This window comes from Nesterenkonia sp. AY15 (genome assembly GCF_022565855.1).
In the GTDB taxonomy this organism is placed as follows: Bacteria; Actinomycetota; Actinomycetes; order Actinomycetales; family Micrococcaceae; genus Nesterenkonia.
Genome location: NZ_JAJOYV010000001.1, coordinates 148,016 through 172,583, shown reverse-complemented (window position 1 = coordinate 172,583; position 24,568 = coordinate 148,016). Strand labels below are relative to the sequence as shown.

The 24,568-nt window shown below is 68.7% G+C and carries 25 protein-coding genes; 9 read left to right on the top strand and 16 right to left on the bottom strand.

All coding sequences use genetic code 11. The features are described from left to right. Positions 1-31 precede the first annotated feature (31 nt). Positions 32-1,138: a histidinol-phosphate transaminase gene (gene hisC, locus LSI54_RS00770; RefSeq protein WP_241477535.1), complete on the bottom strand. Its 1,107-nt coding sequence runs from the start codon at positions 1,136-1,138 to the stop codon at positions 32-34. A 1-nt stretch (position 1,139) separates the two neighbouring features. On the opposite strand from hisC, the gene LSI54_RS00765 reads away from it, so the two are divergent. Next, complete coding sequence (locus LSI54_RS00765; protein WP_241463709.1) at positions 1,140-1,529, top strand: phage holin family protein; 390 nt, start codon at positions 1,140-1,142, stop codon at positions 1,527-1,529. Here the strand turns inward: LSI54_RS00765 and LSI54_RS00760 are convergent. Both LSI54_RS00760 and LSI54_RS00755 read right to left on the bottom strand, forming a co-directional pair. Further along, on the bottom strand, positions 1,485-2,984 hold the full coding sequence (locus LSI54_RS00760; RefSeq protein ID WP_241477534.1) for a hypothetical protein: 1,500 nt from the start codon (positions 2,982-2,984) through the stop codon (positions 1,485-1,487). The two genes, LSI54_RS00765 and LSI54_RS00760, sit on opposite strands and share 45 nt — an antisense overlap. Before the next feature lie 6 nt (positions 2,985-2,990). Next, positions 2,991-3,455 (bottom strand): hypothetical protein, encoded by a 465-nt coding sequence (locus LSI54_RS00755; protein WP_241463707.1) that lies wholly within the window; start codon positions 3,453-3,455, stop codon positions 2,991-2,993. 192 nt (positions 3,456-3,647) lie between these two features. Here LSI54_RS00755 and purB point away from each other — a divergent pair, with 192 nt between their 5' ends. Then, complete coding sequence (gene purB / locus LSI54_RS00750) at positions 3,648-5,102, top strand: adenylosuccinate lyase (protein ID WP_241470245.1); 1,455 nt, start codon at positions 3,648-3,650, stop codon at positions 5,100-5,102. A gap of 146 nt (positions 5,103-5,248) precedes the next feature. After that, the gene (locus tag LSI54_RS00745) at positions 5,249-5,659 is read left to right on the top strand and encodes a VOC family protein (protein WP_241470246.1); all 411 of its coding nucleotides are present in this window, start codon (positions 5,249-5,251) and stop codon (positions 5,657-5,659) included. 36 nt (positions 5,660-5,695) lie between these two features. Here LSI54_RS00745 and LSI54_RS00740 read toward each other — a convergent pair whose 3' ends face one another. The 6 genes from LSI54_RS00740 to idi are packed head-to-tail and all read right to left on the bottom strand — an operon-like array spanning position 5,696 to position 10,342. Beyond that, the gene (locus tag LSI54_RS00740) at positions 5,696-6,562 is read right to left on the bottom strand and encodes a prenyltransferase (RefSeq protein WP_241463704.1); all 867 of its coding nucleotides are present in this window, start codon (positions 6,560-6,562) and stop codon (positions 5,696-5,698) included. Then, positions 6,559-6,909, bottom strand: coding sequence for a lycopene cyclase domain-containing protein (locus LSI54_RS00735; RefSeq protein ID WP_241475763.1), 351 nt, complete (start codon positions 6,907-6,909; stop codon positions 6,559-6,561). Before LSI54_RS00735 ends, LSI54_RS00740 begins: the two co-directional genes overlap by 4 nt. Beyond that, positions 6,910-7,266 carry a lycopene cyclase domain-containing protein gene (locus LSI54_RS00730; RefSeq protein ID WP_241477533.1) on the bottom strand — a complete coding sequence of 119 codons (357 nt, stop codon included), beginning with the start codon at positions 7,264-7,266 and terminating at the stop codon, positions 6,910-6,912. It abuts the gene before it with no gap. A 6-nt stretch (positions 7,267-7,272) separates the two neighbouring features. After that, complete coding sequence (gene crtI / locus LSI54_RS00725) at positions 7,273-8,898, bottom strand: phytoene desaturase family protein (protein WP_241477532.1); 1,626 nt, start codon at positions 8,896-8,898, stop codon at positions 7,273-7,275. Next, on the bottom strand, positions 8,898-9,773 hold the full coding sequence (locus LSI54_RS00720) for a phytoene/squalene synthase family protein (RefSeq protein WP_241475766.1): 876 nt from the start codon (positions 9,771-9,773) through the stop codon (positions 8,898-8,900). Before LSI54_RS00720 ends, crtI begins: the two co-directional genes overlap by 1 nt. Further along, positions 9,770-10,342 (bottom strand): isopentenyl-diphosphate Delta-isomerase, encoded by a 573-nt coding sequence (gene idi / locus LSI54_RS00715; RefSeq protein ID WP_241463699.1) that lies wholly within the window; start codon positions 10,340-10,342, stop codon positions 9,770-9,772. Before idi ends, LSI54_RS00720 begins: the two co-directional genes overlap by 4 nt. Before the next feature lie 207 nt (positions 10,343-10,549). On the opposite strand from idi, the gene LSI54_RS00710 reads away from it, so the two are divergent. The 5 genes from LSI54_RS00710 to LSI54_RS00690 all read left to right on the top strand — a co-directional run bounded on the left by LSI54_RS00710 (position 10,550) and on the right by LSI54_RS00690 (position 16,255). Beyond that, positions 10,550-12,025, top strand: a complete 1,476-nt coding sequence (locus LSI54_RS00710) for an SDR family oxidoreductase (RefSeq protein WP_241477531.1) — start codon at positions 10,550-10,552, stop codon at positions 12,023-12,025. Between the two features lie 145 nt (positions 12,026-12,170). Then, the gene (locus tag LSI54_RS00705; protein WP_370642674.1) at positions 12,171-12,905 is read left to right on the top strand and encodes a fasciclin domain-containing protein; all 735 of its coding nucleotides are present in this window, start codon (positions 12,171-12,173) and stop codon (positions 12,903-12,905) included. Between the two features lie 229 nt (positions 12,906-13,134). Continuing rightward, positions 13,135-13,692: a sigma-70 family RNA polymerase sigma factor gene (locus LSI54_RS00700; RefSeq protein ID WP_241463696.1), complete on the top strand. Its 558-nt coding sequence runs from the start codon at positions 13,135-13,137 to the stop codon at positions 13,690-13,692. Next, entirely contained in the window at positions 13,689-14,507 is an 819-nt protein-coding gene (locus LSI54_RS00695; protein WP_241477530.1) for an anti-sigma factor, read from the top strand. Before LSI54_RS00700 ends, LSI54_RS00695 begins: the two co-directional genes overlap by 4 nt. A 62-nt stretch (positions 14,508-14,569) precedes the next feature. After that, a complete protein-coding gene (locus LSI54_RS00690; protein WP_241477529.1) occupies positions 14,570-16,255 on the top strand; it encodes a molybdopterin-dependent oxidoreductase in 1,686 nt (561 codons plus the stop codon). 6 nt (positions 16,256-16,261) lie between these two features. Here the strand turns inward: LSI54_RS00690 and LSI54_RS00685 are convergent, their stop codons facing one another. The 7 genes from LSI54_RS00685 to rlmN form a co-directional block, all read right to left on the bottom strand. Continuing rightward, positions 16,262-17,458 carry a pyridoxal phosphate-dependent aminotransferase gene (locus tag LSI54_RS00685; protein WP_241477528.1) on the bottom strand — a complete coding sequence of 399 codons (1,197 nt, stop codon included), beginning with the start codon at positions 17,456-17,458 and terminating at the stop codon, positions 16,262-16,264. After that, positions 17,455-18,561 (bottom strand): ABC transporter ATP-binding protein, encoded by a 1,107-nt coding sequence (locus LSI54_RS00680; RefSeq protein WP_241463692.1) that lies wholly within the window; start codon positions 18,559-18,561, stop codon positions 17,455-17,457. The genes LSI54_RS00685 and LSI54_RS00680 overlap by 4 nt, the downstream gene beginning before the upstream one ends. Beyond that, on the bottom strand, positions 18,546-19,220 hold the full coding sequence (gene modB, locus LSI54_RS00675) for a molybdate ABC transporter permease subunit (RefSeq protein ID WP_241463691.1): 675 nt from the start codon (positions 19,218-19,220) through the stop codon (positions 18,546-18,548). The genes LSI54_RS00680 and modB overlap by 16 nt, the downstream gene beginning before the upstream one ends. A gap of 5 nt (positions 19,221-19,225) precedes the next feature. Beyond that, entirely contained in the window at positions 19,226-20,071 is an 846-nt protein-coding gene (modA, locus tag LSI54_RS00670) for a molybdate ABC transporter substrate-binding protein (RefSeq protein ID WP_241477527.1), read from the bottom strand. Further along, positions 20,061-20,465, bottom strand: coding sequence for a TOBE domain-containing protein (locus tag LSI54_RS00665; protein WP_241463689.1), 405 nt, complete (start codon positions 20,463-20,465; stop codon positions 20,061-20,063). The genes modA and LSI54_RS00665 overlap by 11 nt, the downstream gene beginning before the upstream one ends. 79 nt (positions 20,466-20,544) lie before the next feature. Further along, positions 20,545-22,899 (bottom strand): ATP-binding cassette domain-containing protein, encoded by a 2,355-nt coding sequence (locus LSI54_RS00660; protein ID WP_241477526.1) that lies wholly within the window; start codon positions 22,897-22,899, stop codon positions 20,545-20,547. A gap of 20 nt (positions 22,900-22,919) precedes the next feature. After that, positions 22,920-24,344: a 23S rRNA (adenine(2503)-C(2))-methyltransferase RlmN gene (rlmN, locus tag LSI54_RS00655; protein ID WP_446740403.1), complete on the bottom strand. Its 1,425-nt coding sequence runs from the start codon at positions 24,342-24,344 to the stop codon at positions 22,920-22,922. 24 nt (positions 24,345-24,368) lie between these two features. On the opposite strand from rlmN, the gene LSI54_RS00650 reads away from it, so the two are divergent. Beyond that, a complete protein-coding gene (locus tag LSI54_RS00650) occupies positions 24,369-24,563 on the top strand; it encodes a hypothetical protein (protein ID WP_241477525.1) in 195 nt (64 codons plus the stop codon). Positions 24,564-24,568: the final 5 nt, after the last annotated feature.

Sequence of the window (24,568 nt, the reverse complement as noted above, 5' to 3'; positions counted from 1 at the left end):
GGACGGCCACCGTTCATTGTGTCAGCTCGACTCAGGCTTCGAATCTGTAGGTCCGGCACAACTCGATGAATCGATCATTGGCTTCGACCTCACCGATGGTGACCCGTACGCCCTCGCCGGGGAATCCGCGGACGGCCAGCGCCTGGAGTCCGGCCGCCTCGGCGAAGGCGGCGGTCTTCTCACCCAGCGGGAGCCAGACGAAGTTGCCCTGGGCCTCGGGGATCTTCCAGCCGGCCTCGGCCAGGGCCGAGGTGACCCGGTCCCGCTCGGCGACGAGGGAGTCCACCCGCTCGTGGACCTGCTCCAGGTGTTCCAGCGAGGCCAGTGCCGCGACCTCGGCCAGAGTGGAGACGCTGAAGGGCGCCGCGACGACGCGCAGGTGGCGGGTGATCTCCTGGCCGGCGATGGAGTAGCCCACGCGCAGCGCGGCCAGACCGTGTGCCTTGGAGAAGGTCCGCAGCACCACCACATTGGGGTGGCTGCGGTACAGGGCGAGCGCGTCCACCGGGTCCTCGGTGCGGACGAACTCCTGGTAGGCCTCGTCGATCACGACGACGACGTCGCTGGGCACCTTGGCCAGGAAGGCTTCGACCTCGCTGTGCCGCAGGGCGGGGCCGGTGGGATTGTTCGGGGTGCACAGCAGGAGCACCTTGGTCTGCTCGGTGATCGCGGCGAGCATCGCCTCGAGGTCGTGGCGACCGTCTGCTGCCACTGGAACGGTGACGTCCTTGGCGCCGGCGGTGCGCACCACGATCGGGTAGGCCTCGAAGGAGCGCCACGCGTAGATGACCTCATCCTGGCTGCCGTCGCTGTTGGAGCCGGCGAAGGCGTTGATGATCTGGGTCAGCGCACCCAGGCTGCCGGTGCCGGCGACGATGTCTTCCACCGGGACGTCCAGGAGCTTCGCGAGCCCGGTGCGCAGGCTCTCGGCATTGGGGTGCGGGTAGCGGTGCAGCGTGTCCACTGCGGCCATCGCGTGAGCCACCGCGGGGACCGGCCCCAGCGGGTTCTCGTTGGAGGAGAGCTTGTACGGCGTGAGGCCTTCGGCCGCCCGTGGCGGCTTGCCTGCGGCATAGGCGGGCAGAAGGCTGACGCTTTCCCTTGGGGTGATCGACCCGGCGCGTGAGAACATAGTCATCGTGAGAATCCTACTGGCAATTATTTTGAATGCCCTGGCCCTCGCCGCGGCGGCCTTCCTCATTCCCGGAATCTACGTGGACGGCGCCGAACAGGGCACCGGGGCGACCATCCTCGCGTTCCTCTTCGTGGGAGCCGTCTTCGGTCTGGTCAACGTGGTCATCAAGCCGATCATCTCGCTGCTGTCGCTGCCGATCACCTGCCTGACGCTGGGGCTCTTCGCCGTGGTCATCAATGCGGGAATGCTGGTGCTCACCGCCTGGCTGACCTCCTGGACCCCGGTGCACTTCGTGGTGGAGGACTTCTTCTGGAGCGCGGTGTTCGGCTCCATCGTGGTGGCCCTGGTCTCAGCGCTGCTCAACCGCTTCATCCTGCGCCCGCTCGAGGCCTGAGCCGGAGGGAAGCTCCTCCATGCGTCCCGCCAGCTCCGCGATGGCCTCCTCGAGCTTCTCCACTCCCTCAGAGTCCCATTCGGTGGAATAGACCGTGGCCTCGTGGGCTCCGCGCAGCGATTCGTCGAGCTCCGCGAGCTGGGCACGCTGCCCCTCATCCAGATGATCCGTCGCCTGACCCTCGAGGATCCGGATGGCGTCGATGTTGTGCGCGTAGCCGTGGCTGGCGCCGAAGACTCCCCCGGGCTCGGCCTTCGGAGCCTGATGCTCGTAGGTGATCTCCACCCGATCCGCCGAGAGCTCGCTCGGCCCGCCGAGCAACCGCGGGACCGGGTCATTGGCGTCCTGGAAACTGGTGGTCCTGACTCCTGGGAGCGCCGGACCCTCACGGCCGGGAGCGGCCACGGTGGCGACCTGGGAGATCCGGTACTTGCTTGCCAGCGTGCCGCCGGCAGCGATGTTCAGTGCATGCAGCCCACCCAGGGAGTACCCGGTGATGATCAGCTCGTCCCCGGGCCGGGCCCCGGAGTCCTGCAGCGCCTGATCGATGACCCCCTGCAGGTGCGCCGACTCGTTGGTCCCCGCGTCCAGGAGACTGTTGAGCCCGCGCCCCGCACTCAGATCCAGCTCGCCCTGCGCCAGACCGTCCAGGTCCATGTCTTCCAGCCCCGCGGGGAGTTCAAGCCCTGGGATATGGATGACATGCCGGGTGCTCGCACCCGGCTGGGGCCGTGAGGAGATGCTGAAGTCTCCGAGCGTCGCGACCTCGGACTGGCCCTGGAGGTGATCGCTGAGCAGGTCCACCTCGGTCGCGGCGAGCGGACGGGTCTTCCGCTTCAGCGTCTGGGTGCTCTCGCGGGAGATCCGACGGGCCTTCTCCAGCAGCGACTGGGCCACCAGTCCGGACGCCTCCTTGGAAGACCGCAGCACCGGGTGCTTCCTGGCCAGCAGGTTCAGCACCAGCTGGGACCCCTGGCCAAGGCTCACCACGGCGGTGCGACCCCAGGCGTCGGCGAGCGCCTTGTCCCCCTGTGGGTCCATCAGGTGTGGGTGGATCTGCGGATACTGTGCAAGATGCCTCGCGGTGCCCATCGAGCGCGCCAGCAGCGCCTCGGTGTCCCGATAGCGATCGTGCGCGCTGCGCACGGCGCGCGCGGTCTCCCCCATGGCCCAGGCCCCCACCGAGGTCTCGGCCAGGCTGATTCCCAGCTGCGCCCCCAGCATCGGGATCCGCCAATGCAGCGCGAGCCCGGCCACCGAGCCGATGATCTCGGCCGTGATGCCGCCCAGTGCGCGGCGCTGCTCTTCAGCGACGGCGTCGGCGCGGGTCAGCCCCTGGGCCGCCATCTGCAGACTCTCCAGCACCAGATTCAGCTCGGTGGGCCCCCCGTGGGCCTGCACGGAATACCTCCGCGGGGCGGGTTCGCCGTAGTGATCCTCGGCGATGACGAACACCGCAGCTCACCCCTGCGCAGCCGCCAGGCGGGCCAGCGGAAGGCCGCCGTGGGACTCCACGAACCGAAGGAAACCTTCGGCGCTCTCCGAGGCGCCCCGGGCGCCGTGCACCAGCGCCTGGGTCGCGAGCTCGGTGCCGGCCGCCGGGACGGCAGCGAGTGCGGCATCCACGGCCGCGGCCAGCAGCCGCGCCCGCTGGGCCTGCTCGCGCAGATCTGTCGCGATGATCCTGGCGCTCGCGGACATCTCGAAGAGCCGGGACTGCCGTCTCCGGCATTCTCCGACATGGTGGAAGGTCACGGCGGTGAAGGCCTGACCGGCTGGAGAGTGCCAGTGGATCCCGTCTCGCCCGGCGATGATCGCCTGCACACACTCCTCGGAGCGTTCGGCCACGGCGTCCAGCCGCATCGCCGCCTGCTCATAGTGCTCCGCCGCCTCGTCGAACTGCTGGGCGGCCCGGGAGAAGACCATGCCTGCTCACATCCTTGTTCTGCATGGGCTGGCAGAGGAGTGCCGGCGCCGGCCCTGCTGAGACCCTGTTGACACTTCCCAATCTAGGCACCCGCACCCGCGGGCGATCCTCCGTCACGGGACCCGTGGAGCACCCTGCCGCGCGGCGTCGTCGTCGCCGGTGCTGGGGAAAACTCATGAAAGAATCAGGCCATGGCCCACTCCACTGATGTCACCGCTGCGCCCACCGTCTCTCCGACCCGCGTCCGGCTCGCTGATGCGCAGCCGCAGATCGCCCTGGGCGCCCTGGACGGCCGGTATCGCAGCGCGGTGGCGCCGCTGGTGGATCACCTCTCCGAGGCGGCGCTGAACCGGCACCGGATCCATGTGGAGGTCGAATGGTTCATCCACCTCTGCTCCGAACAGGTGCTCTCCGGGCTCCCCACCCTCACGGCGGAGCAGGTCAACGGGCTGCGCAGCATCGTCACCGAGTTCGGACCTGAGCAGCTCTCCGAGCTCGGCGCCATCGAGGCGCAGACCCACCACGATGTGAAGGCTGTGGAGTACTTCATCGCCCGTCGGCTCGAGGGGCTGGGGCTCAGCGAGCTCACCCCGCTGGTGCACTTCGCCTGCACCAGCGAGGACATCAACAACCTCTCCTACGCTCTGGGGATCCGCGACGCCGTGGCCGAGGTCTGGCTCCCTGCCGCCCGCACGACCCTGGACGGGCTGGCTGAGCTGGCTCAGGACGCCGCCGAGGTGCCGATGCTCTCGCGCACCCACGGACAGCCGGCCACCCCGACCACGCTGGGCAAGGAGATCGCGGTCTTCGTCCATCGGCTGCGTCGCCAGCTGCGCCGGATCGAGTCCCAGGAGTTCCTGGGCAAGATCAACGGCGCCACCGGCACCTACGCCGCGCACCTCGCCGCCGCCCCCGAGGCCGACTGGCCCGCTCTGGCGCAGCGGTTCGTGGAGAAGCTGGGCCTCACCTTCAACCCGCTGACCACCCAGATCGAGTCCCACGACTATCAGGCCGAGCTCTACGCGGACATGGCCCGGTTCAACCGGATCCTGCACGGGCTCTGCGTGGATGTGTGGAGCTACATCTCCATCGGGTTCTTCCGGCAGATCCCGGTCGCCGGCGCCACCGGCTCCTCCACCATGCCGCACAAGGTCAACCCGATCCGCTTCGAGAACGCCGAGGCCAACCTGGAGATCTCCAACGCGCTGCTCGACGCGCTGGGCTCCACGCTGGTGGAGTCCCGCTGGCAGCGCGATCTCACCGACTCCTCCGGCCAGCGCAACATCGGCACCGCGATGGGCCATTCGGTGCTGGCACTGAGCAATATGAGCAAGGGACTCAAGCAGCTCGACGTCGCCGCGGAGGTCATCGCGGCAGATCTCGACGCGAACTGGGAGGTCCTCGGCGAGGCCATCCAGACCGTGATGCGCGCCGAGGCCATCGCCGGCGTAGCCGACATGCAGAACCCGTACGAGCGACTCAAGGAGCTCACCCGCGGTCGTCGGGTGGACGCCGAGAAGCTCAAGGAGTTCGTCACCGGACTCGGCCTGAGCAAGGACGCCGAAGCCCGGCTCGCCCAGCTGACCCCCGGCGCCTACACCGGCCTGGCCGCCCAGCTGGCGGTGGAGTTCGCGCCCCGCGGCTGAACACGCTGCGGCTGAGCACGCTGCGCCGAGCCACCGCGGGGTCTCGGCGCGGGGGCTCGGCGCGGGGGGCCTGCAGGTCTTCCCCTGTGCTCGCTGTCAGGTGAGAATGACGACGTTCACCTGACTCTGATCACGGAAGGTTCGCCATGACCATCGGCCTGACCCCCTACCTGCAGTTCTCCGGGACTGCCCGCCACGCGCTGGAGTTCTACCACTCGGTCTTCGGCGGAGACCTGGAGATGATGACCTACGCCCAGGGCATGGGCGCCGAGGATGAGTCCAAGGACCTGATCATGCACGGGTCGCTGTTCATCGAGCGCGGGGTCCACCTGATGGCCGCCGATGCGCCTCCGGGCATGCCCAGCGTGCTGGGCACGGTGTCGCTGAGCAACAGCGCCCCTGACGACGCCGAGCACACGACGCTCGAGAAGTGGTGGGAGAAGCTCTCCGAGGGCGCGGAGATCAACGAACCGATGGCGAAGTCCCCCTGGGGCGACACCTTCGGGATGCTCACCGACAGGTTCGGGGTCCCCTGGATGGTCAATGCGTCGCGCTGAGCAGCCGCACCACGCGCAGCCTCACCACGAGCAGCCTCACCAGAACCAGATCAGCATCATCGTCGCCAGGAATCCGCAGCCGTAGTTCAGCCAGATGAACTTCCGCCAGGCGGAGTTCACCGCGGCGGAGGTCTCATCGGGGACGTTGAACCAGGGCAGCGAGATCGCCATGTAGGGGATCACGAGCAGCGCGGCCAGCGGGGTGGGCCATTGCCCGAGGAGAAGCAGCACCCCGGCGCCGGCCCAGAGCAGCACCGCCATCCGCACGGTGGACCGCGCGCCGATCGCGGTGGCCACCGAGGAGATGCCGGCTTCGCGGTCGGGCACCACGTCCTGGACGGCGCCGAACGCGTGGGCTGCCATGCCCCAGAGGAAGAACGCGCCCAGGATGATCAGCTCAGTGGGCCCCGGGGTGAAGCCGACCCGGTCATGGGCGAGCGCGAATCCGACCACGGCGGGGCTGGCGAAGTGGGTGCTGGAGGTCAGCGAGTCCAGGAACGGCCGCTCCTTGAACCGCAGCCCCTTGACCGAGTAGGCGGCGACGGCGAAGAGGCTCACCAGCATCGCCGCCCAGGTCAGGGGCCCGCCGCCGAGCATCAGCAGCAGCGCCGGCGGCACGGTGCTCAACGCAGAGATCCACAGCACGGTCGGGTGCAGCTCCGGGTCCAGCAGCGCGCCCTCGATGCCGCCCTTGCGCGGATTGCGCAGATCCGATTCATAGTCGAAGACGTCGTTGATCCCGTACATCGCCACGTTGTAGGGGATCAGGAAGAACAGCGCGCCGAGCACCAGCACCCAGTCGATCTCCCGCGCCGCGAAGAGATAGGCGGCGGCGAAGGGGAACGCGGTGTTGATCCAGCTGAAGGGGCGCGAGGACAGCAGCAGCTGACGGATCAGGCTCATCCGCGCGACTCGTTCGTGCCGCGTCCCGGGTCGGCTTCAACGCTGCCCCCGGCGCGCGTCGGCTTCCGCCGGCGCAGCAGGTGCCAGGCGGCAGGGAGCAGCAGCACCGCGGCCAGCGAATAGCTGAAGTCCTCCAGCGGCGCCAGTCCCAGGTAGAGGCCCATCAGATGTTCGTGGCCGTAGCGCACGATGTCCAGTCCGATGATCACATTGTCGAAGACCGCGGTCAGGCCCAGCAGCAGCGCGGTGGTCAGCGCCGCTGCACCCCAATGGATGCTGCGGCGCAGCAGCACCGCGGCGAGCACCGCCGGGACCATGAAGGCCAGGCTCAGCCAGAGATACGCCATCTAGGAACCCCCTCCGCTGCGCGCACGGAGTCGGCTCTGCTCGGCCCGGTGGCCGAGGAACCTGGCCGCACCGGTGTAGATGATCATGGTGCACAGACTCAGGAACATCAGGAACACCGGCTCCTCCAGCGGCATCTCAGGCCCGAGCACGACCCCGGTGAGATAGCGGCTCTGACCCATCAGGAAGATCTCCAGCCCGATGCCGGCGAAGTCCCAGAGCAGGAAGAAGACGACGCCGAGAAGGGTCACCACCGCGGCCACGCGCGGGTCCGCGAAGAAGAAGAGCCGGAAGCGCCGATCGATGAGCAGCATGCAGAAGGTGGCCAGCAGCAGCCCGGCCAGGTACAGGAAGGACACGCGTGATCAGCCTGCCGCACCTGCACGCGCAGGACGCAGCGATTCGGGACTCAGCGGTCCGGCGCTGTAGTCGCGGCGCAGGTGCTTGAGCACCAGCTCCGCGCTGATCAGACACATCGGCACGCCGATTCCCGGCGCCACGGTGCCCCCGGCGTAGTAGAGCCCGCTCACCTTGGGCGAGACGTTCTGCGGGCGGAACATCGCGGACTGCCGCAGCGTGTGCGCCTGGCCCAGCACCGAGCCGCGCCAGGAGTTGTAGTCCGCCGCGAAGTCCGCGGGGCCGACGGTCTCACGCAGCACGATCCGGTCCTCGAAGTCCTCGATCCCGGCCCAGCCGCCGATCTGCTCGATGGCCGCCTGCGCGATCTGCTCCACGGCTGGGTCCCCGGCGCCGTCGCGGCCGCCTGCGCCCAGGGAGACGTCAGCCGGGACCGGGATCAGCACGAAGAGGTTCTCGTGATCCTCCGGCGCCAGTCCCGGTTCGCTCGCGCTGGCCCGGCAGACGTAGGAGGAGGCTGGCGTCGGGATGGAGGGGCTCGCTCCGAAGATGGACTCGAAGTTCGCGGTCCAGTCCCGGGTGAAGAACAGCGAGTGGTGGGCGAGCTCTGGGAGCTTCCCGCGCACCCCGAGCATCACCAGCACCGCACCGGGGCCGGAAGTGACCTTGTCCCACCAGGCCTCGGGGTAGCTGCGGTCCTGGGCAGAGAGCAGGGCGGTCTCGGTGTGGTGCAGATCCGCCGCGGAGACCACGTGATCGGCGCGCTCGGTGTGCACCGTGCCCTGCTCGTCGCGCCAGCGGACGCCGGTGGCGGTGCGGCGCGGGCCGGTCCGGAACCTGGAACCAGGTGCGGATTCGGTGAGGATCTCGAGGACCTCTGCGCCGGTGGTGATCTCGGCCCCAGCTCCTTCTGCGAGGCGCCGGAAGCTCGCGATGACCTCCCAGAATCCGCCGAGCGGGTACCGCACGCCGTCGTCGAGGTCCAGGGCGCTCATCAGGTGGTACATGGCGGGCGCGTCCTGCGGCCGGGTGCCCAGGAATACCGCCGGGTAGCCGAGGATCTGGCGCAGCACCGGATGCTTGAACCGACGCTGCACGAAGCGCTCCAGCGAGGTCAGCAACAGCCGCGCGAGCTCCGGGGCGGACTTGAGCACCTCGGGGACTGCCAGGTTGTCCAGCCGCTTGAAAGGGTTGTAGAGGAAGCGCCGCTCGGCGATCTCGGTGGTGCGCTTGGCCGACGCGATGTACTTGTCCAGCGCCGGCCCGCTGCCTGGTTCGAGCTCCTCGAAGAGCGCCCGGACCCGCTCCGCACCCTTGGGCAGGTCCACCGGAGCCGACGGCGGCTGGCCGGGTTCGGGCTCGGAGTAGACCCGGTAGGCGGGGTCCAGGTCCACCAGCGTGAGCTGCTCCGCCGACGTCGTGCCCATCAGGTTGTAGAAGTGCTCGAAGACCGAGGGCATCAGGTACCAGGAGGGGCCGGTGTCGAACTGGAAGCCGTCCTCGGCCAGCATCCCGGCCCGACCGCCGGTGCGGGTGCCCTTCTCCAGGACCAGGACGTCATGGCCTTCACGGGCCAGCAGCGCGGCGCTGGCGAGTCCGGCGACTCCGGCGCCGATCACAATGGTGCGAGGCATCAGTGGGTCTCCAGTCGTGTGGTCAGGGCGGACCGGGCGGCCAGCCCTGCTTTGCAGGCATTCGAGACCCGGACCCTTGAATGGTAGAGCTCCTCCACCGGTGTCACCGCGATCTTCTCGAGCAGCGCCTCGAAGAGTGCACAGGCGCTGCGCACCGCGGTGCGCGCATCGCGCGGGAGCAGCGGCATCGCGGCCCGGGCCTCGGCGAGCTGGCCTCGGATCGTGTCCACCCACGCCTGGCGCTGGGCCTCGGTGAGACCCGCGCCGCCGTCCAGGTAGTCGCGCCCGAGCTCCGCAGTGTCTTCGGCGAGGTCGCGCAGAAAGTTGATGTTCTGGAACGCCGCCCCCAGCGCACGCGCCCCGTTGATGAGGATCTCGCGTTCGGCGGGCGTGCGCTGGACTTCGCGCAGGAACACCTGCAGACACATCAGCCCGATCACCTCGGCGGAGCCGTAGACATAGCTCGCGTGCTCGGCGGCGCCATAGGAGGCCGGTTCCAGATCCGCGCGCATCGAGTCGAAGAAGGGATCGATCAGGTCCAGCCCGATCTGCGCCTCGATGGCGGTGCGGGCGAAGGCGTGCACCACCAGATCGGTGCTGTACCCGCGGGCCAGAGCGCGTCGGGTCTCCTCGGCATAGTGCTCCAACGCCTCGGCCTTCTGCGCCGGATCCAGTCCGGCCGCGCTGGCGGCACCGTCGACCACCTCATCGGCGACCCGGACCAGGGCGTAGATGCTGCGCACGTGGCTGCGGTGACGCGGACCCAGAAGCCGGGTGGCCAGCCCGAATGAGGTGGAGTAGGAGGAGATCACCCGGTCCGCGGCGGCACGCGCGGTGGAGGTGAAGTGTTCTGCCGGATCAGCGGGGGCGCTCACGCGGTGGCACCTCGGCCGGGCTGCTTGAACGAGGCAAGATGTTCCAGGGCGGCGAGCTGCTCGACCATCCAGGGGCTGAACGCGAAGGGCGCATCGGCCACGGCGCGCTTCACGGCGTCCAGCTCGCAGAACTGCCACTCACTGACCTCGTCATCCACCGGCGCCAGCTCCGAGGTCAGCACCGCGGTGAAGACCGGGCAGATCTCGTTCTCGACGACGCCGCTGGCGTCCACCGCGCGATACCTGAACTCCGGCAGCGCGGCGCGGATCTCGGTCAGCTCCGCACCGAGCTCCTCGTGGGCCCGCCGGCGCACGGCGTCGGTGAGCTCCTCCTCCAGGCCGGGGTGTCCGCAGAAGCTGTTGGTCCACACTCCCGGCCAGGTGGTCTTGGACAGCGCCCGACGGGTGAGCAGCAGCTGGCCCGCGGCGTCGAAGAGATAGCAGGAGAACCCGAGATGCAGCGGGGTGTCAGCGGTGTGCACCGTGGCCTTGGGGGCGGAGCCCACGGGCGCTCCGGCCTCCGAAAGGAGAACTACGTGTTCCTCTGTCGAGGACGAGCCTGAAGTCATGGATCGAGCATAACTACAGAAGCCGCCCGCGTGCGGGACACGTCACAGTCGCCGCGCGGATAAGACGTGACCATGACCAGAAGCTGACTCGGTATGACTTACTCAGAGTCCGCGCAGATGACGGTGTTAGATTGACCGCAACGTGCCGCGGCACGGCCTTGCACGCTGTTGAAGCCGCGGAGATCTTCGAGCGAGGACGTGGGCCAGATGGCAACAGCAGCGGTGACCGGAGCGACTGGATATATCGGAGGGCGGCTGGTGCCCCAGCTGCTCCGCGCAGGACACAAGGTGCGGGTGCTCACGCGCCGGGCAGAGGCGCTGCGCGATGTCCCCTGGCGTGACGAGGTCACCGTCGTAGAAGGGGACCTCACCGACCCCGAGGCCGCCCGAGACCTCTGCGAGGGTGCTGACACCGCCTACTACCTGGTCCATTCGATGACCTCTGACCGCAGCTTCGAAGAGCTCGACGAGCGGTGCGCCGAGGTCCTGGGGACCGCGGCGAAGGAAGCGGACGTCGACCATATCGTCTACCTCGCCGGCCTCCACCCCGACACCAGCGCAGGTGAGCTCAGCGCGCACCTGCGCTCCCGAGTCCACGTGGGCGAGGTGCTGGAGTCCAGCGGCGTCCCCACGCTGACCCTGCAGGCCGGACTGGTGATCGGCTCCGGCTCCGCCAGCTTCGAGATGATCCGCCACCTCACCGACGTGCTGCCGGTCATGCCCGCCCCGAAATGGGTGCTGAACCAGATCCAGCCCATCGCGGTGCGCGATGCGCTGCACTACCTGACCCGCGCCATGGACATCGAGCTGAGCTCCAGCGTCCGCGCCGACATCGGCGGGCCCGATGTGCACACCTACGCGCAGCTGATGAAGATCTACGCCCGCACCGCCGGGCTCAACGAGCCCCACGTGATCGCGCTGCCGGTGCTCACCCCCTGGCTCGCCGCCCAGTGGGTCAATCTGGTCACCCCGATTCCGCGCACCCTGGCGATCCCGCTGGTGGAATCGCTCCAGCATGACTGCGTGGTCAAGGACCAGATCATCAATGACATCATCGAACCCCCCGAAGGGGGACTCACCGACTACGAGACCTCGGTGCGGCTCGCCCTGGACAAGATCTCCGCCGACCGGGTGGAGACCACCTGGGCCGCCGCCCATCCGCTGGACGTGCCCTCGGAGTCACTGCCCTCGGACCCGGAATGGACCGGACGCTCGGTGCTGGTCGATGAGCGCGAGCGGCTCTCGACCGCCTCCCCCGAAGCGGTCTTCGCCGTCATCGAAGGCATCGGCGGGGAGACCGGCTACTTCTCGCTCTCCCGCGCCTGGGCGCTGCGCGGACTGGCCGACAAGCTGGTCGGCGGCGTCGGGATGGGACGGGGGCGGCGCAGCCGCGGCGAGCTCGCGCTGGGCGACACCCTGGACTGGTGGCGGGTCGAGGAGCTTCAGCGCGGTCGGCTGCTGCGCCTTCGTGCCGAGATGAAGGTGCCCGGCCAGGCGTGGCTGGAATTCACGGTGGAGCCGGAGGGAACCGGCTCCCGCTACCGGCAGCGCGCGATCTTCTTCCCCCGCGGCCTCGCCGGACGCGCCTACTGGCTCGGGGTCACCCCGTTCCACGCCATCATCTTCAAGAAGATGGCGGCCCGGATCCTCGCCGATGCCGAGCAGGCGAGCGCCAACGACTGACCCGGTCCGGGTGGGGCTGGAAAGGTTTTTCAGATTTTCACCATCCGATCCTGCTCTGGTTCCGAACTCTGCGTACATGGCCTGGTCGACACCACGATCAGTGGCTGTGAATCAGACCAACGTGCGACCAACAGGAGATTCAGTCATGAAGACCGAGATGCGCAAAACCACTTCCCTGCTCGGAATCGGCATGGTGGCCCTGCTGGGCCTCAGCGCCTGCGGCGACAACGCCGAGGAGCCGGCGGCAGAGACCGACCAGGAGATGACCGAGGAGACCGAGGGCACCGAGACCGAGGCCACCGACGAAGAGACCGAGTCCATGGACGAGGAAGAGTCGATGGATGACGAAGAGTCCATGGACGAATCAGATCCCGCGGCGAACCTGGTCGGCGCCTCCTGTGAGGCCTACGCCGAGGAAGTCCCCGAGGGTGACGGCTCCGTCGGCGGCATGGCACAGGATCCAGTGGCCACCGCAGCCTCGAACAACCCGATGCTGACCACGCTGACCGCGGCAGTCTCCGGCGAGCTGAACCCCGATGTCGACCTGGTCGACACGCTCAACGGTGACGAGTTCACCGTGATCGCCCCCACCGATGACGCCTTCGGCGAGATCCCCGAGGAAGACCTCAACGCAGTGGTCGAGGACGCTGACATGCTGACCGAGGTGCTGACCTACCACGTCATCCCCGGCCAGATGTCTCCCGATGAGATCGCCGGTGAGCACGAGACCGTCAACGGCGCGACCGTGACCATCGAGGGCGAGGGCGACGACCTCACCTTCGACGACGCCGGCCTCGTCTGTGGCGGCGTGATGACCTCCAACGCCACCGTCTACATGGTCGACGCCGTCCTGATGCCGGCAGCAGCCGAGGAGGAGTGATCCTCGGCGGGAACGGTCACCGCTGACCCTTCCGCAGCAGTTGAAGAACGACCAAGGCGGCGCTCGGCACCCACCCATCTGTTGGGGTGCGGGGCGCCGCCTTCGTCGGTTCCCGTCGCATATCGGCAGGAGTCGGTCGGTGCAGGAATCACCCCTCGGGGTGTGGCATCCTGTTGGAATGCACGAGACGGGAAGTACCGGGTCAGCCGCGGGGCGCGCGCAGCTTCCCGTGCGTGCTCCCGCAGACCCGTGCGGCACCCTGCTGCTGAAGATCCAGCAGGGTGATGAGCTGGCCTTCGAGCAGCTCTACCGCGAACAGAGCTCGATCCTGCTGGCCACCGCGCTGCGGGTGCTGCGGAACAGATCACTGGCGGAGGAGGTTCTCCAAGAGATCTTCACCGAGGTCTGGGTCAACTGCCACAGCTACCGCGTCCAGGCTGGAAGCGGACGCGCCTGGCTGACCACCATGTGTCGGCGCCGAGCGATCGACCGGGTCAGAGCGGTGCAGGCCCAGCAGAACAGAGACTTCACCCAGGGGGTGAAGGAGGCTCATGCACATGAGCCCGACGTCCAGGACTCAGTCCTCACTCAGGTGGAGGCGGCCCGCGCGCAGACAGCGCTGCAGACGCTTCCCGAAGAGCAGGCCACCGCCATCGCGATGGCCTACTACCAGGAACTTTCCCATTCCGAGATCGCACAGCGACTCGATGTCCCCCTCGGGACAGTGAAATCTAGAATACGAGACGGCATGCGAAGACTCAGGGCTCAGCTAGGAGGTGCCGGATGAACGCCGATCGCGAATACCTGGCAGCCGGCCTTGCCCTCGGGACCCTGGCCGACGCCGAGATGATCGAGGCCCTCGACCTCGAAGCCGCTGATCCCGACTTCGCCGAAGAGGTCCAGTCCTTCTGCGAGACGCTGGGGCTGCTGGCCGGGTCCGACGATGCCGTCGCCCCCAGCGCCGAGACGGAGGCGGCGATCCTCAGCATCCCCCGGCTACACCAGCAGGCTGCGCCGGAGCGGATTGCACCTGAGCACGCTGCGGAACCTGTTGCACCCACCGCGGCTGGGGCCTCGGCCCCCGTCACCAGCGCAGGCCCAGGCCCAGGCCCAGGCCCAGAAAAGACTCGACGTCCGACCACCATGCTCTTCGCCCTAGCGGCCTCCACGCTGCTGCTGCTCTCCGCGGTGCTTGCCGGCGCGCTGATCAACCAGCAGCACGACACCACCCAGATCCAGGAGTCGCTGACCGTCGCCGAGGCTGAGCGCGAGCGCACCCAGCGGCTGCTCAGCGCCTCGGACCTGGCATTCACCGAGGCCGAGGCGACCGGCGGCGGGCGCGTCACGCTGGCCTACTCGGTCTCCGAGCAGATGCTGCATCTGACCCCGCACGACATGCCCGAGCTCCCCGCGGATCAGACCATGCAGCTATGGCTGATCGACGAGGAGGGCCCGCACAGCGCCGGCCTGATGACCGGCACCAGCACCGAGCTGCTGACCGACCTCGCGATGGATGAGGACATGATCTTCGGAGTCACCGTGGAGCCCGCGGGCGGCTCTGAAGAGCCGACCAGCGATCCGGTGGTGCTCGCGGATCTCTGACCCAGGTCCTGCAGAGATCACCGTCCACCCATCCAACCGCGGCTCGGCTCCGAACTGAAGATATGACTGAGACAGTGCACGAGACCCCCGGAACCGCCGGCCGCGGATCCTCCCGGCCGGCGAGACGACGGCGCCGTCTGATCCCCCATCTGATCGCCGGAGTCCTCGCAGCCGCGATCTTCCTCGGCGTGGCAGATCTGGTCTCCCAGCTCTTCGGACCCGCCTCCTCGCCGCTGGTCTCGCTGGGCTCCACGATCATCACGCTCTCCCCCAGCTGGCTGCAGGACTTTGCGATCTCCTACTTCGGCAGCAACAACAAGTTGGTGCTCTACCTGAGCATGGGCGTCGTCGGGATGATCCTGGCGGCCTTGATCGGGGCCCTGGCCCGACGCAGTCTGCGCCTGGCCGTGGGCCTGTTCTCCGCCGTCGCGGTGCTCCTGCTGATCGTGGTGCTGCTGCGCCCGGAGAGCTCCCCGCTCGATGCGCTGCCCACGCTGGTCGGCGCCGGGCTCGGGATCCTCAGCCTGCTGCTGCTCAGCGGCGCCGCCACCGGGCTCACCCGGGCCGCCGAGGCTGCTCAGGCGGATCGGGCCGGATCGGCTCCGCTCGACCGGCCGGCAGATACCCGGGGCGCCGCTGCCACCCGCCCCAGCACCGAGGACGAGCGCGCCCATTCACGGCGTCGTTTCCTGGGCCTGGCCGCCGCCGGCACCGCCATCGCCGCGGGCTCGATCACCTTCGGACGCTCCGTCAACGCGCTCGGTCGCGAGGCCGGGTCGGCGGCGGCGCGGCTGGTCCTCCCCTCCCCCGCGGTGCGCGCTGCCGCTATCCCCGCCGGCGCCAGCGTCGGCGTGGACGGGGTTCCTGCGTTCATCACCCCGAACAACGACTTCTACCGGATCGACACCGCGCTTGTGGTGCCGGAGCTCGCCCCGCAGGACTGGACGCTGCGGATCCATGGCCTGGTCGAGGAGGAGGTCACCATCGACATGGACGAGCTGCTCGACCTGCCGCTGCAGGAGCACCACATCACGCTGGCCTGCGTCTCGAACCCGGTCGGCGGAGATCTGCTCGGCAACGCCACCTGGCTGGGCTACCCGATCCGCGAGCTGCTCGCCCGGGCCCGCCCGCTGAGCGAGGCTGACATGGTGCTCTCCCGCTCGATCGACGGCTGGACGGCGTCGACCCCGCTGGAGGTGCTCACCGACGAGGACCGCGCCTGCCTGCTCGCGGTGGGCATGAACGGCGAGCCGCTGCCGGCACAGCACGGCTACCCGGCTCGAATGGTCGTCCCGGGCCTCTACGGCTATGTCTCGGCGACCAAGTGGGTCACCGAGCTGGAGGTCACCCGCTTCGACGCCGAGACCGCCTACTGGACCGACCGCGGCTGGGACGCCGAGGGACCGATACTGGTCGCCTCACGCATCGATGTGCCTCGGCCGCTGGCCCGGGTGGCCAGCGGGGAGGAGCTCGTCGTCGCCGGCAGCGCCTGGGCCCAGCATGAGGGCATCGAAGCCGTCGAGGTCCGCCTGGACGACGGCGACTGGGAGGCCGTGGAGCTGGGCGACGAGGTCAGCATCGACACCTGGCGGCAGTGGCGACATGCCTTCGCCGACGTCGACTCCGGCCGGCACTCGGTGACCGTGCGCGCGATCAACGCCGCCGGGGAGACCCAGACCGATGAGCGGCGCGACCCGATCCCGAACGCCGCGACCGGGCAGCACCGGATCGAGTTCAGCGTGGAGTGATCGTGGTCAGACTGATCCGGTCTGCTCCGTCTGCTCCTCCTGGAACGCCAGTATCCGGCGCAGCCCCTCTGCCACAGCCTGCTCCCCGGGGGCCAGGCTGAGCCGGACCCAGTGATGCCCTGCCACCGGATCGAAGTCGGTGCCCGGCACGACGGCGACGCCGGCGCCTTCCAGCAGCTCCGCGCAGTAGGTCGGGGAGTCCCCGAACCGCTCGAGCTGCTCGCCCAGATGGGCGTAGACGTAGAAGGCGCCGTCTGCCGGCGCGACCTCACCCCAGCCGAGCTGCGGAATGAGTCCCAGCACCCGCTCGCGTGCCGCTGCGTAGCCGCTGACCTGGGATGCGGCGAAGTCCAGCGATTCGGGGGTGAAGGCCTGCACGGCTGCGAGCTGGGTGGCGTGCGGCGGACACAGCGCCACGTTTCCGGCGAGTCTGGAGACCGGGTCCACCAGATGTTCGGGCAGCACCATCCAACCGAGCCTCCAGCCGGGCATCCCCCAGTACTTGGAGAACGAGGAGATCACCACGGCCTCCTCCCCCATCTCGGTGGCGCTCACGGTCTCGGCGCCGTAGCTGATGCCGTGGTAGATCTCGTCGCTGATGAGCTGGACCCCATGGTCGGCGCACCAGTCGGAGAGCTCGCTCAGCTGCTCACGTTCGATCATGGTGCCCGTCGGGTTCGCCGGGGACGCGAGGATCAGGCCGGCCAGGCTGTTGCCGGCGTCGAGCTGTTCCTTGAGCTGGGCGACGGTCGGCTGGAAGCGCTCCTGCGGCCCGCAGTCCAGATCCACCACTTCGATGCCGAGCGCGCTGAGGATGTTGCGGTAGGCGGGATACCCCGGCCGGGCCAGCGCGACCCGGTCACCCGGGTCGAAGGCCGCCAGGAAGCTCAGCATGAAGGCCCCCGAGGAGCCGGTGGTGATCGCGATCCGCGCCGGCGGCACGGTGACCCCGTACCAGCGGGCATAGTGATCCGCGATCGCCGCGCGCAGCGGGGCGATCCCCATCGCTGCGGTGTAGTTCAGCACGGTGTTGCCGGCGTGGATCTCCGCGGCCGCCTGGTTGACCGTCGGCGGGGCGCCGGAGCCGGGCTCCCCCGCGGTCAGCGAGACGACATCCCGACCGGCGGCGCGCATCGCATCGATCCGGGCCAGGATGCTCATCACCTCGAATCCGGGCACCTGTGATCTCTGCGAGGGCATCATCGCTCCAGCCTATCGACTCGCTCCGTGTGAACAGTTCGGATCGTGTGGCAATGCTCGATCGGCACCTCGACGCTCACCCGCGCACCCGGCCGCATCGCGCTGCGTGAGCCAGATCCCAGCGCATAGGCGGTGATCACCGGGTCGGTCTGCAGACGGATCTGGTGCAGGGATCCGCGCTCCCTGATCTCGGCCACCTGCGCGGTGAAGCGGTTCGGGGCCTTCGCCGATGCGGGTGCCTCTGCGGTGAGGGAGATGTTCTCCGCGCGAACGCATACCGCCGCAGACTGCCCCACCTCGAGCCCCTCCGGGTTGCGGGTGACCAGCACCAGCTCTCCCGCCCGGACTTCGATGTTCTCGCCGCTGCGTCGGGTGATCTCCCCGCGGATGATGTTCTCCACACCCACTGCCCGAGCGGCTGAGGTCGTGCTCGGACGGTTGAAGACCTCCTCGACGGAGCCGATCTGCTGGACCCCGCCGTCGGCGAGGCTGAGCACTCGATCCGCCAGCGCCCAGGCCTCGGAGCGGTCATGGGTGACCAGCAGCGCAGGGGTGCCGGTGGCGAGGAGGATCTCGCGCAGCTCTCCGCGCAGCTGGTCGCGGGTGGGGGCGTCCAGCGCGCTGAAAGGCTCATCGAGGAGCAGCAGCTTCGGAGCGGACGCCAGCGCGCGGGCCAGAGCCACGCGCTGCGCCTCCCCGCCGGAGAGGCTCGTGGTGTCCCGGTCGAGGAGATGACCGGCTCGCGCGTTCTGCAGAGCCGTTCGGACCCGCTCCTCGCGCAGCGACCGTGGCATCTTCGGGATCCCATAGGCCACGTTCGCGGCGACGGAGAGGTGCGGGAACAGCGCATGGTCCTGGAACAGGTAGCCGATCCCGCGTCGTCGGACGGGAACTGCGCGTCGTTCCCCCTGCCAGACCTCTCCCCCCAGGGCGACCCGTGAGCCGGCTCCGGGGTGGGCGAGTCCGGCGATGCAGCGCAGGAGCGTCGTCTTGCCGGCCCCGGAAGGTCCGAACACCCCGGTGATCGGTGCGCACGCGTCCAGCGGGAGGGTCAGGTCCACATCTAGGACCTGGTGACGTATCCGCACGTTCAGATCCTCGGCCATATGGTCCTCCCCCTGCTGTTGAGCCCATAGGTCAGCCCGAGGACGACGACGGAGAACAGCAGCAGCCACAGGCTCGTGGTGGCCGCGGTGTCGTAGTCGAAGGCCTGGACGCTGTCATAGATGGAGATCGCGATGGTCCGGGTCTCACCGGGGATGTTGCCGCCGACCATGAGCACCACGCCGAACTCGCCGATGGTGTGTGCGAACGTGAGCACCGCGGCGGTCGTGATCCCGGTGCGTGAGAGCGGCAGGACCACGCGCAGGATCGTCGAGGACCAGGAGCGCCCCAGGACGGTGGAGGCCTCGAGCAGCCGTCGATCCACGCCCACGAAGGCGGCCACCATCGGCTGCACGGCGAAGGGCAGGCTGTAGATCACCGAGGCGATGAGCAGCCCGTTGAAGGAGAACGCCAGCGGAGATCCGGTCAGCTCCACCCACCACCGCCCGATCGGCGACCGGTTCCCCAGCGCGACCAGCACGTAGAAGCCCAGGACCGTGGGGGGCAGCACCAGCGGCAGCGCCACCACCGCTTCGATGACCGCGGTCCAACGCTGCCTCGAATACGCCAGCCACGCCGCCAGCGGCACCGCCAGGACGAGCAGGATCAGCGTCGTCAGCGTGGCGAGACGGATGCTCAGCTCAACAGCTGCCCAGTCCATCCTGCTCAGTCCTCGCCCGAGGGCGGGTAGAACCCATAGTCGGCAAGGATCGCCTGACCCTCCTCGGAACCGATGAAGGCCACGAAGTCTTCATCCTGCACAGTCGCATCATCGAGCAGCATCCCGCCCTGGCGCAGCGTGGGGAACGAGTCCAGCGGAACCTCGACATGGCTGCCCGCGCCGGTCATCGGTGGTGAGAGCGCCAGTGACAGGGCGACGATGCCGGCATCGGCGTTGCCGCTCAGCACGAATTCCGCCGCCTGAGCGATGTTCTCCCCGAGCACGAGCTTGCTCTGCAGCTCCTCGGTGGCACCTGCTGTCTGAATCGCGGCCTGGGCGGCCTCGCCGTAGGGGGCGTGCTCCGGATTCGCGATGGCCACGGTGCGCACCTCCTCCGCGACGAGCCCGTCGATTCCAGCCTCGACATCCGCGGGGGAATCCTGCGGCGCCCAGACGACCAGGCGGCCCACGGCGTAGTCGAAGACTGAGTCCGGGTCGCCGAATCCGTCCTCGGCGAGATCCTGCGCCAGCTCGATGTCTGCGGAGAGGTAGACGTCGAACGGAGCTCCGTTGCGGATCTGCGCCGCAAAGTTCCCGGAGGAGCCATAGGTCACTGCCACCTCGACCTCTGGATGATCGACAGCGAACTCATCGATCACCTCGTCGAGGGCGTACTTGAGATCGGCTGCGGCCGCGACCTGCACCCGCACGTCGGCAGCGCCCTGATCGGTCTCCGGCCCTGAGCTGCCTGACCCGGGCGTCGCGCAGCCCGTGACCGCGAGCATCACGCCCACCCCTGCGCCGACGCGCAGGCGACGCGGCCTTCTGCCGCTCGGGCCTCTACCGCTCATCGATGATCTCCCCCAGCTCGACCACCGCGTTGGTGGCCTTGACCACGACGGTGGCGGGAACGCCTGGGGCCAGGCGCATCTCCTCGGCGGCATCGCGGGTCATCAGGGAGGTCAGCCTGAATGCGCCTGCGGCGACCTCGACCTGTGCCATCACCCCGTCGGTCTTCACCTCGGTGACGATGCCCTCGAGCCGGTTCCTCGCGGACACGCGCGACCCGTCAGAGCCGGGCTCGGAACGAGACCGCGCGTAGGCCGCCACGGACTCGCCGCTGACGGCGGTCCGTCCGGCTGCGTCAGGTGCTCCACTCAGGGTCCCTGCGCTGATCAGCCGGCGCACGGTGTCGGAGCTGACTCCCAGAAGGCGGGCGACCTGTGAAACTCGCAGCTGCGTCATGGTGACGAGTATATGGGTGTATCAGCGGCCAGATCGGACAATCCTCACAGCAGCTGCAAATTCCTCACCTGACTCGGGCTCACCCGGTCACGTAACGCCCCAGGTGTTCAGCGGTGAGCGTCTCAGCCTCATGGATCAGCTGCGCCGGGGTGCCGGTGAAGACCACCCGCCCGCCGTCGGTGCCGGCGCCGGGACCCAGATCGATGATCCAGTCGGCATGGGCCATCACCGCCTGGTGGTGTTCGATCACCACCACAGAGGTGCCGGAGTCCACGAGCCGATCGAGCAGGCCCAGCAGGTTCTCCACATCGGCCAGGTGCAGCCCGGTGGTGGGCTCGTCCAGGACGTAGACCCCACCGGGGTCGGACATCTTCGTGGCCAGCTTGATCCGCTGCCGCTCGCCTCCGGAGAGGGTGTTCAGCGGCTGCCCCAGCCGCAGGTAGCCGAGTCCGACGTCGGAGAGTCGGGTGAGGATCTTGGTGGCGGCGGGCAGCCGGGCTGCTCCGGCGGAGAAGAACTCTTGCGCCTGATCCACCGAGAGGTTGAGCACCTGGCTGATGTTCAGGTCGCCCAGCGTGTAGGCAAGCACCTCGCGGCGGAAGCGGCGGCCCTCGCAGTCCTCACACGGACTCGCCACGGTCTCCATCACGCCCAGCTCGGTATAGATGACCCCGGCGCCGCCGCAGGTGGGGCAGGCTCCTTCGGAGTTCGCACTGAACAGTGCGGGCTTGACCCCGTTGGCCTTGGCGAAGGCCTTGCGGATGGGCTCCAGGAGCCCCGTGTAGGTGGCGGGGTTCGAGCGGCTGGAGCCCTTGATCCCGGCCTGGTCGATGAAGGCCACCCCCTCGCGTCCGGCGAGGCTGCCTTCGATCAGCGTGGACTTCCCCGATCCGGCCACCCCGGTGATCACGGTGAGCACTCCGGTGGGGATGTCCACATCGACGTCGCGCAGGTTGTTGGTCCGCGCACCCCGGATCTCCAGCGCTCCGCTGGAATCACGGACCTGGTCCTTGACCTGCGCCCGGTAGCCCAGGTGCCGGCCGGTCAGCGTCGCGCTGCCGCGCAGCGCCGCAACGGTGCCCTCGAAGCAGAGCTCACCGCCGGCCTCCCCTGCCCGAGGGCCCAGGTCCACCACATGATCGGCGATCTCGATGGTCTCGGGCTTGTGCTCGACCACCAACACGGTGTTGCCCTTGTCGCGCAGCCGCAGCAGCATCGTGTTCATCCGGGCGATGTCGTGCGGGTGCAGCCCGATGGTGGGCTCGTCGAAGACATAGGTGATGTCGGTCAGCGCCGAGCCGAGGTGGCGGATCATCTTCACCCGCTGCGCCTCCCCGCCGGAGAGCGTGCCGGCGGGGCGATCCAGGCTCAGGTAGCCCAGCCCGATGTCGATGAAGTGTTCCACGGTCTCCAGCAGCGAGGCGCGCAGCGGCGCGACGGCGGGCGCCTCCAGTGCGCGCAGCCACTCGGCGAGGTCGCTGAGCTGCATCGCGCAGACCTCGGCGATGTTGCGGCCCCTGACCGTCACCGAGCGGGTGAGCGCGCTCAACCTGGTCCCGTCACATTCGGGGCAGGTGACGAAGGTGACCGCGCGGTCCACGAAGGCCCGGATATGGGGCTGCATCGCGTCGCGGTCCTTGGCGAGCATGGACTTGCGCACCTGCGGCACCAGGCCCTGGTAGGTCATGTTGATCCCGCCGATGCTGACCTTCTCGGGCTCGCGGTGCAGCAGGTCGTGACGTTCCTGCTCGGTGTAGTCCCGCACCGGCTTGTCCGAATCGAAGAAGCCGGACTCGGAGTAGTACCGCACCGACCATCCGCCGGCCTTGTACCCGGGCACGGTGATGGCGCCCTCGTTCAGCGACCTGGTGTCATCGATGAGCTGGGCGACGTCGATGTCGTTGATCTGGCCGCGGCCGTCACAGCGCGGGCACATGCCGCCGGTGACGCTGAATTCGCGGCGCTCCTTGGTGGTCTCTCCGCCGCGTTCGAAGCTGACCGCGCCGGCCCCGCTGATGCTTGCCACGTTGAAGGAGAAGGCCTGCGGGGAGCCGATGTGCGGCTCCCCGATTCGGCTGAAGAGGATCCGCAGCAGTGTGCTGACATCGGTCACGGTGCCCACCGTGGAGCGGATGTTCGCGCCGAGGCGCTCCTGGTTGACCACGATCGCCGCGGTCAGGCCCTGCAGGTCCTCGACATCTGGCCGGTTCAGGCTGGGCATGAACCCCTGCAGGAAGGCGCTGTAGGTCTCGTTGATCATCCGTTGAGACTCCGCGGCGATGGTCCCGAAGACCAGTGAGGACTTCCCCGAGCCGGAGACCCCGGTGAAGACCGTGAGCGCCCGCTTCGGGATCTGCAGACTGAAGCCCTTGAGGTTGTTCTCCCGCGCACCGATCACTTCGATGACGTCGTGGCGGCGTGCGGACTCGTTCATGGGCAGACAGTCCTTAGGTGTCAGTCCTCAGCGGCGGCGAGCTGGCCGCAGGCGCCGTCGATCTCCTTGCCGCGGGTGTCGCGCAGCGTGGTGGGCACCCCGAGTGACTCGAGCCGGTTCACGAAGGCTCGCATCACGTCGGGCTCCGAGGAGGTCCAGATCGATCCCGGGGTGGGGTTCAGCGGGATCGGGTTCACGTGCACCCAGCCGCGGCCGCGGGCGTTGAGCTTCTCGGCCAGCAGCTCGGCGCGCCACTGGTGATCGTTCATGTCCTTGATCAGCGCGTACTCGATGGACACCCGCCGGCCGGTGGTCTTGTAGTAGTGGTACGCCGCGTCGATGGCCTCATCGGCCTTCCAGCGCGAGTTCACCGGGATGAGCTCGTCGCGCAGCTCGTCGTCGGGGGCGTGCAGGCTCAGCGCGAAGGTGATCGGCAGGTTCTCATCGGCGAGCTTGCGGATCGCCGGGACCAGTCCCACGGTGGAGATGGTGATCCCGCGGGCGCTCATCCCGAGGCCCTCCGGCGCGGGATCCACCATCCGGCGCACGGCGTTCATCACCCGCTTGTAGTTCGCCAGCGGCTCGCCCATCCCCATGAAGACGATGTTGGAGACCCGCTGCGGGCCCACGCCTGGGGACGACGACGCGCCCTTGCCCGCGGCTGCCGATTCCTCGGACTCCGCGAAGTCGGTTTCCTCGCCCAGGGCCGCATGGTCGGCTTCGTCGGCGATCTCGGCGGCGTTCGGCGCGTCGAGCTCTCCGGCGGCGATGGCCCGGTTGGCCTGGACGATCTGGTCCACGATCTCAGCCGAAGACATGTTGCGGGTCAGTCCGTTCTGGCCGGTGGCGCAGAAGGGGCAGTTCATCCCGCAGCCACACTGCGAGGAGATGCACAGCGTGATCCGGCTGCGGTAGCGCATCAGCACCGACTCGACCATGGCGCCGTCGAAGAGCCGCCAGAGGAACTTGATCGTGGCGCCGTCGTCGGTCTTGAGCCGGCGGACCTCGGTGAGCAGCGGGGGCAGGAACTCCTCGACCAGCTGTTCGCGGGTCTCGGCGGGCAGATCGGTCATCTGCTCCGGGTCCGAGGTGTAATGCCGGAAGTAGTGCACCGAGAGCTGCTTGGCGCGGAAGCCGGAGATGCCCAGCTCCTTGGCCCGGGCGATCCGCTCGTCCAGGGTCATGTCCGCCAGGTGCTTGGGCGGCTGTTTGACCTTGGGCTGCGCGAACTGAAGCTTCGGTCGACCCTCGGCGTCCATGGGCTGCTTCCAGCCCTCTGCCTTGGGCCGGATCTGCGGACGCGCGGCATCTGCGGGCGGAGCCGACGTGGAGCTTCTCGGCGGACCGCCGGCTGCGGTTTTCGGCGCCCCGGAGGCATTGCGGGCCGGCCCCTGCTTGGGCGCGGAGCTGGACGGTTCGGGGCGCGAGTTCTTCGAAGATGACATCGCACTGATTGTCCCATGGGCGGCGTGGAACCGGTATGCCCGGTGCTGACACTGCCCTCAGGCGGGCGGAGCTCAGCTGGCGCGACCAGGTTTCCAGCAGCCCCTGAAGGAGCCCTGCTTGCGCCTGAGTCCGATCTCCCGGTCGGGATGATCACCATCGTGCTCTACGGCGGCAACTGCCTGGCGGCGCTGCTGGCGCACCAGGCCCGGAGAGACTGACGCGC

Excerpts from the sequence above, each read along its gene's own strand:
- hisC (WP_241477535.1), bottom strand. The coding sequence starts at position 1,138 with ATGACTATGTTCTCACGCGCCGGGTCGATCACCCCAAGGGAAAGCGTC.
- LSI54_RS00755 (WP_241463707.1), bottom strand. The coding sequence starts at position 3,455 with ATGGTCTTCTCCCGGGCCGCCCAGCAGTTCGACGAGGCGGCGGAGCAC.
- purB (WP_241470245.1), top strand. The coding sequence starts at position 3,648 with ATGGCCCACTCCACTGATGTCACCGCTGCGCCCACCGTCTCTCCGACC.
- LSI54_RS00745 (WP_241470246.1), top strand. The coding sequence starts at position 5,249 with ATGACCATCGGCCTGACCCCCTACCTGCAGTTCTCCGGGACTGCCCGC.
- LSI54_RS00740 (WP_241463704.1), bottom strand. The coding sequence starts at position 6,562 with ATGAGCCTGATCCGTCAGCTGCTGCTGTCCTCGCGCCCCTTCAGCTGG.
- LSI54_RS00735 (WP_241475763.1), bottom strand. The coding sequence starts at position 6,909 with ATGGCGTATCTCTGGCTGAGCCTGGCCTTCATGGTCCCGGCGGTGCTC.
- crtI (WP_241477532.1), bottom strand. The coding sequence starts at position 8,898 with ATGCCTCGCACCATTGTGATCGGCGCCGGAGTCGCCGGACTCGCCAGC.
- idi (WP_241463699.1), bottom strand. The coding sequence starts at position 10,342 with ATGACTTCAGGCTCGTCCTCGACAGAGGAACACGTAGTTCTCCTTTCG.
- LSI54_RS00710 (WP_241477531.1), top strand. The coding sequence starts at position 10,550 with ATGGCAACAGCAGCGGTGACCGGAGCGACTGGATATATCGGAGGGCGG.
- LSI54_RS00705 (WP_370642674.1), top strand. The coding sequence starts at position 12,171 with ATGAAGACCGAGATGCGCAAAACCACTTCCCTGCTCGGAATCGGCATG.
- LSI54_RS00695 (WP_241477530.1), top strand. The coding sequence starts at position 13,689 with ATGAACGCCGATCGCGAATACCTGGCAGCCGGCCTTGCCCTCGGGACC.
- LSI54_RS00690 (WP_241477529.1), top strand. The coding sequence starts at position 14,570 with ATGACTGAGACAGTGCACGAGACCCCCGGAACCGCCGGCCGCGGATCC.
- LSI54_RS00685 (WP_241477528.1), bottom strand. The coding sequence starts at position 17,458 with ATGATGCCCTCGCAGAGATCACAGGTGCCCGGATTCGAGGTGATGAGC.
- LSI54_RS00680 (WP_241463692.1), bottom strand. The coding sequence starts at position 18,561 with ATGGCCGAGGATCTGAACGTGCGGATACGTCACCAGGTCCTAGATGTG.
- modB (WP_241463691.1), bottom strand. The coding sequence starts at position 19,220 with ATGGACTGGGCAGCTGTTGAGCTGAGCATCCGTCTCGCCACGCTGACG.
- modA (WP_241477527.1), bottom strand. The coding sequence starts at position 20,071 with ATGAGCGGTAGAGGCCCGAGCGGCAGAAGGCCGCGTCGCCTGCGCGTC.
- LSI54_RS00665 (WP_241463689.1), bottom strand. The coding sequence starts at position 20,465 with ATGACGCAGCTGCGAGTTTCACAGGTCGCCCGCCTTCTGGGAGTCAGC.
- LSI54_RS00660 (WP_241477526.1), bottom strand. The coding sequence starts at position 22,899 with ATGAACGAGTCCGCACGCCGCCACGACGTCATCGAAGTGATCGGTGCG.
- rlmN (WP_446740403.1), bottom strand. The coding sequence starts at position 24,344 with ATGTCATCTTCGAAGAACTCGCGCCCCGAACCGTCCAGCTCCGCGCCC.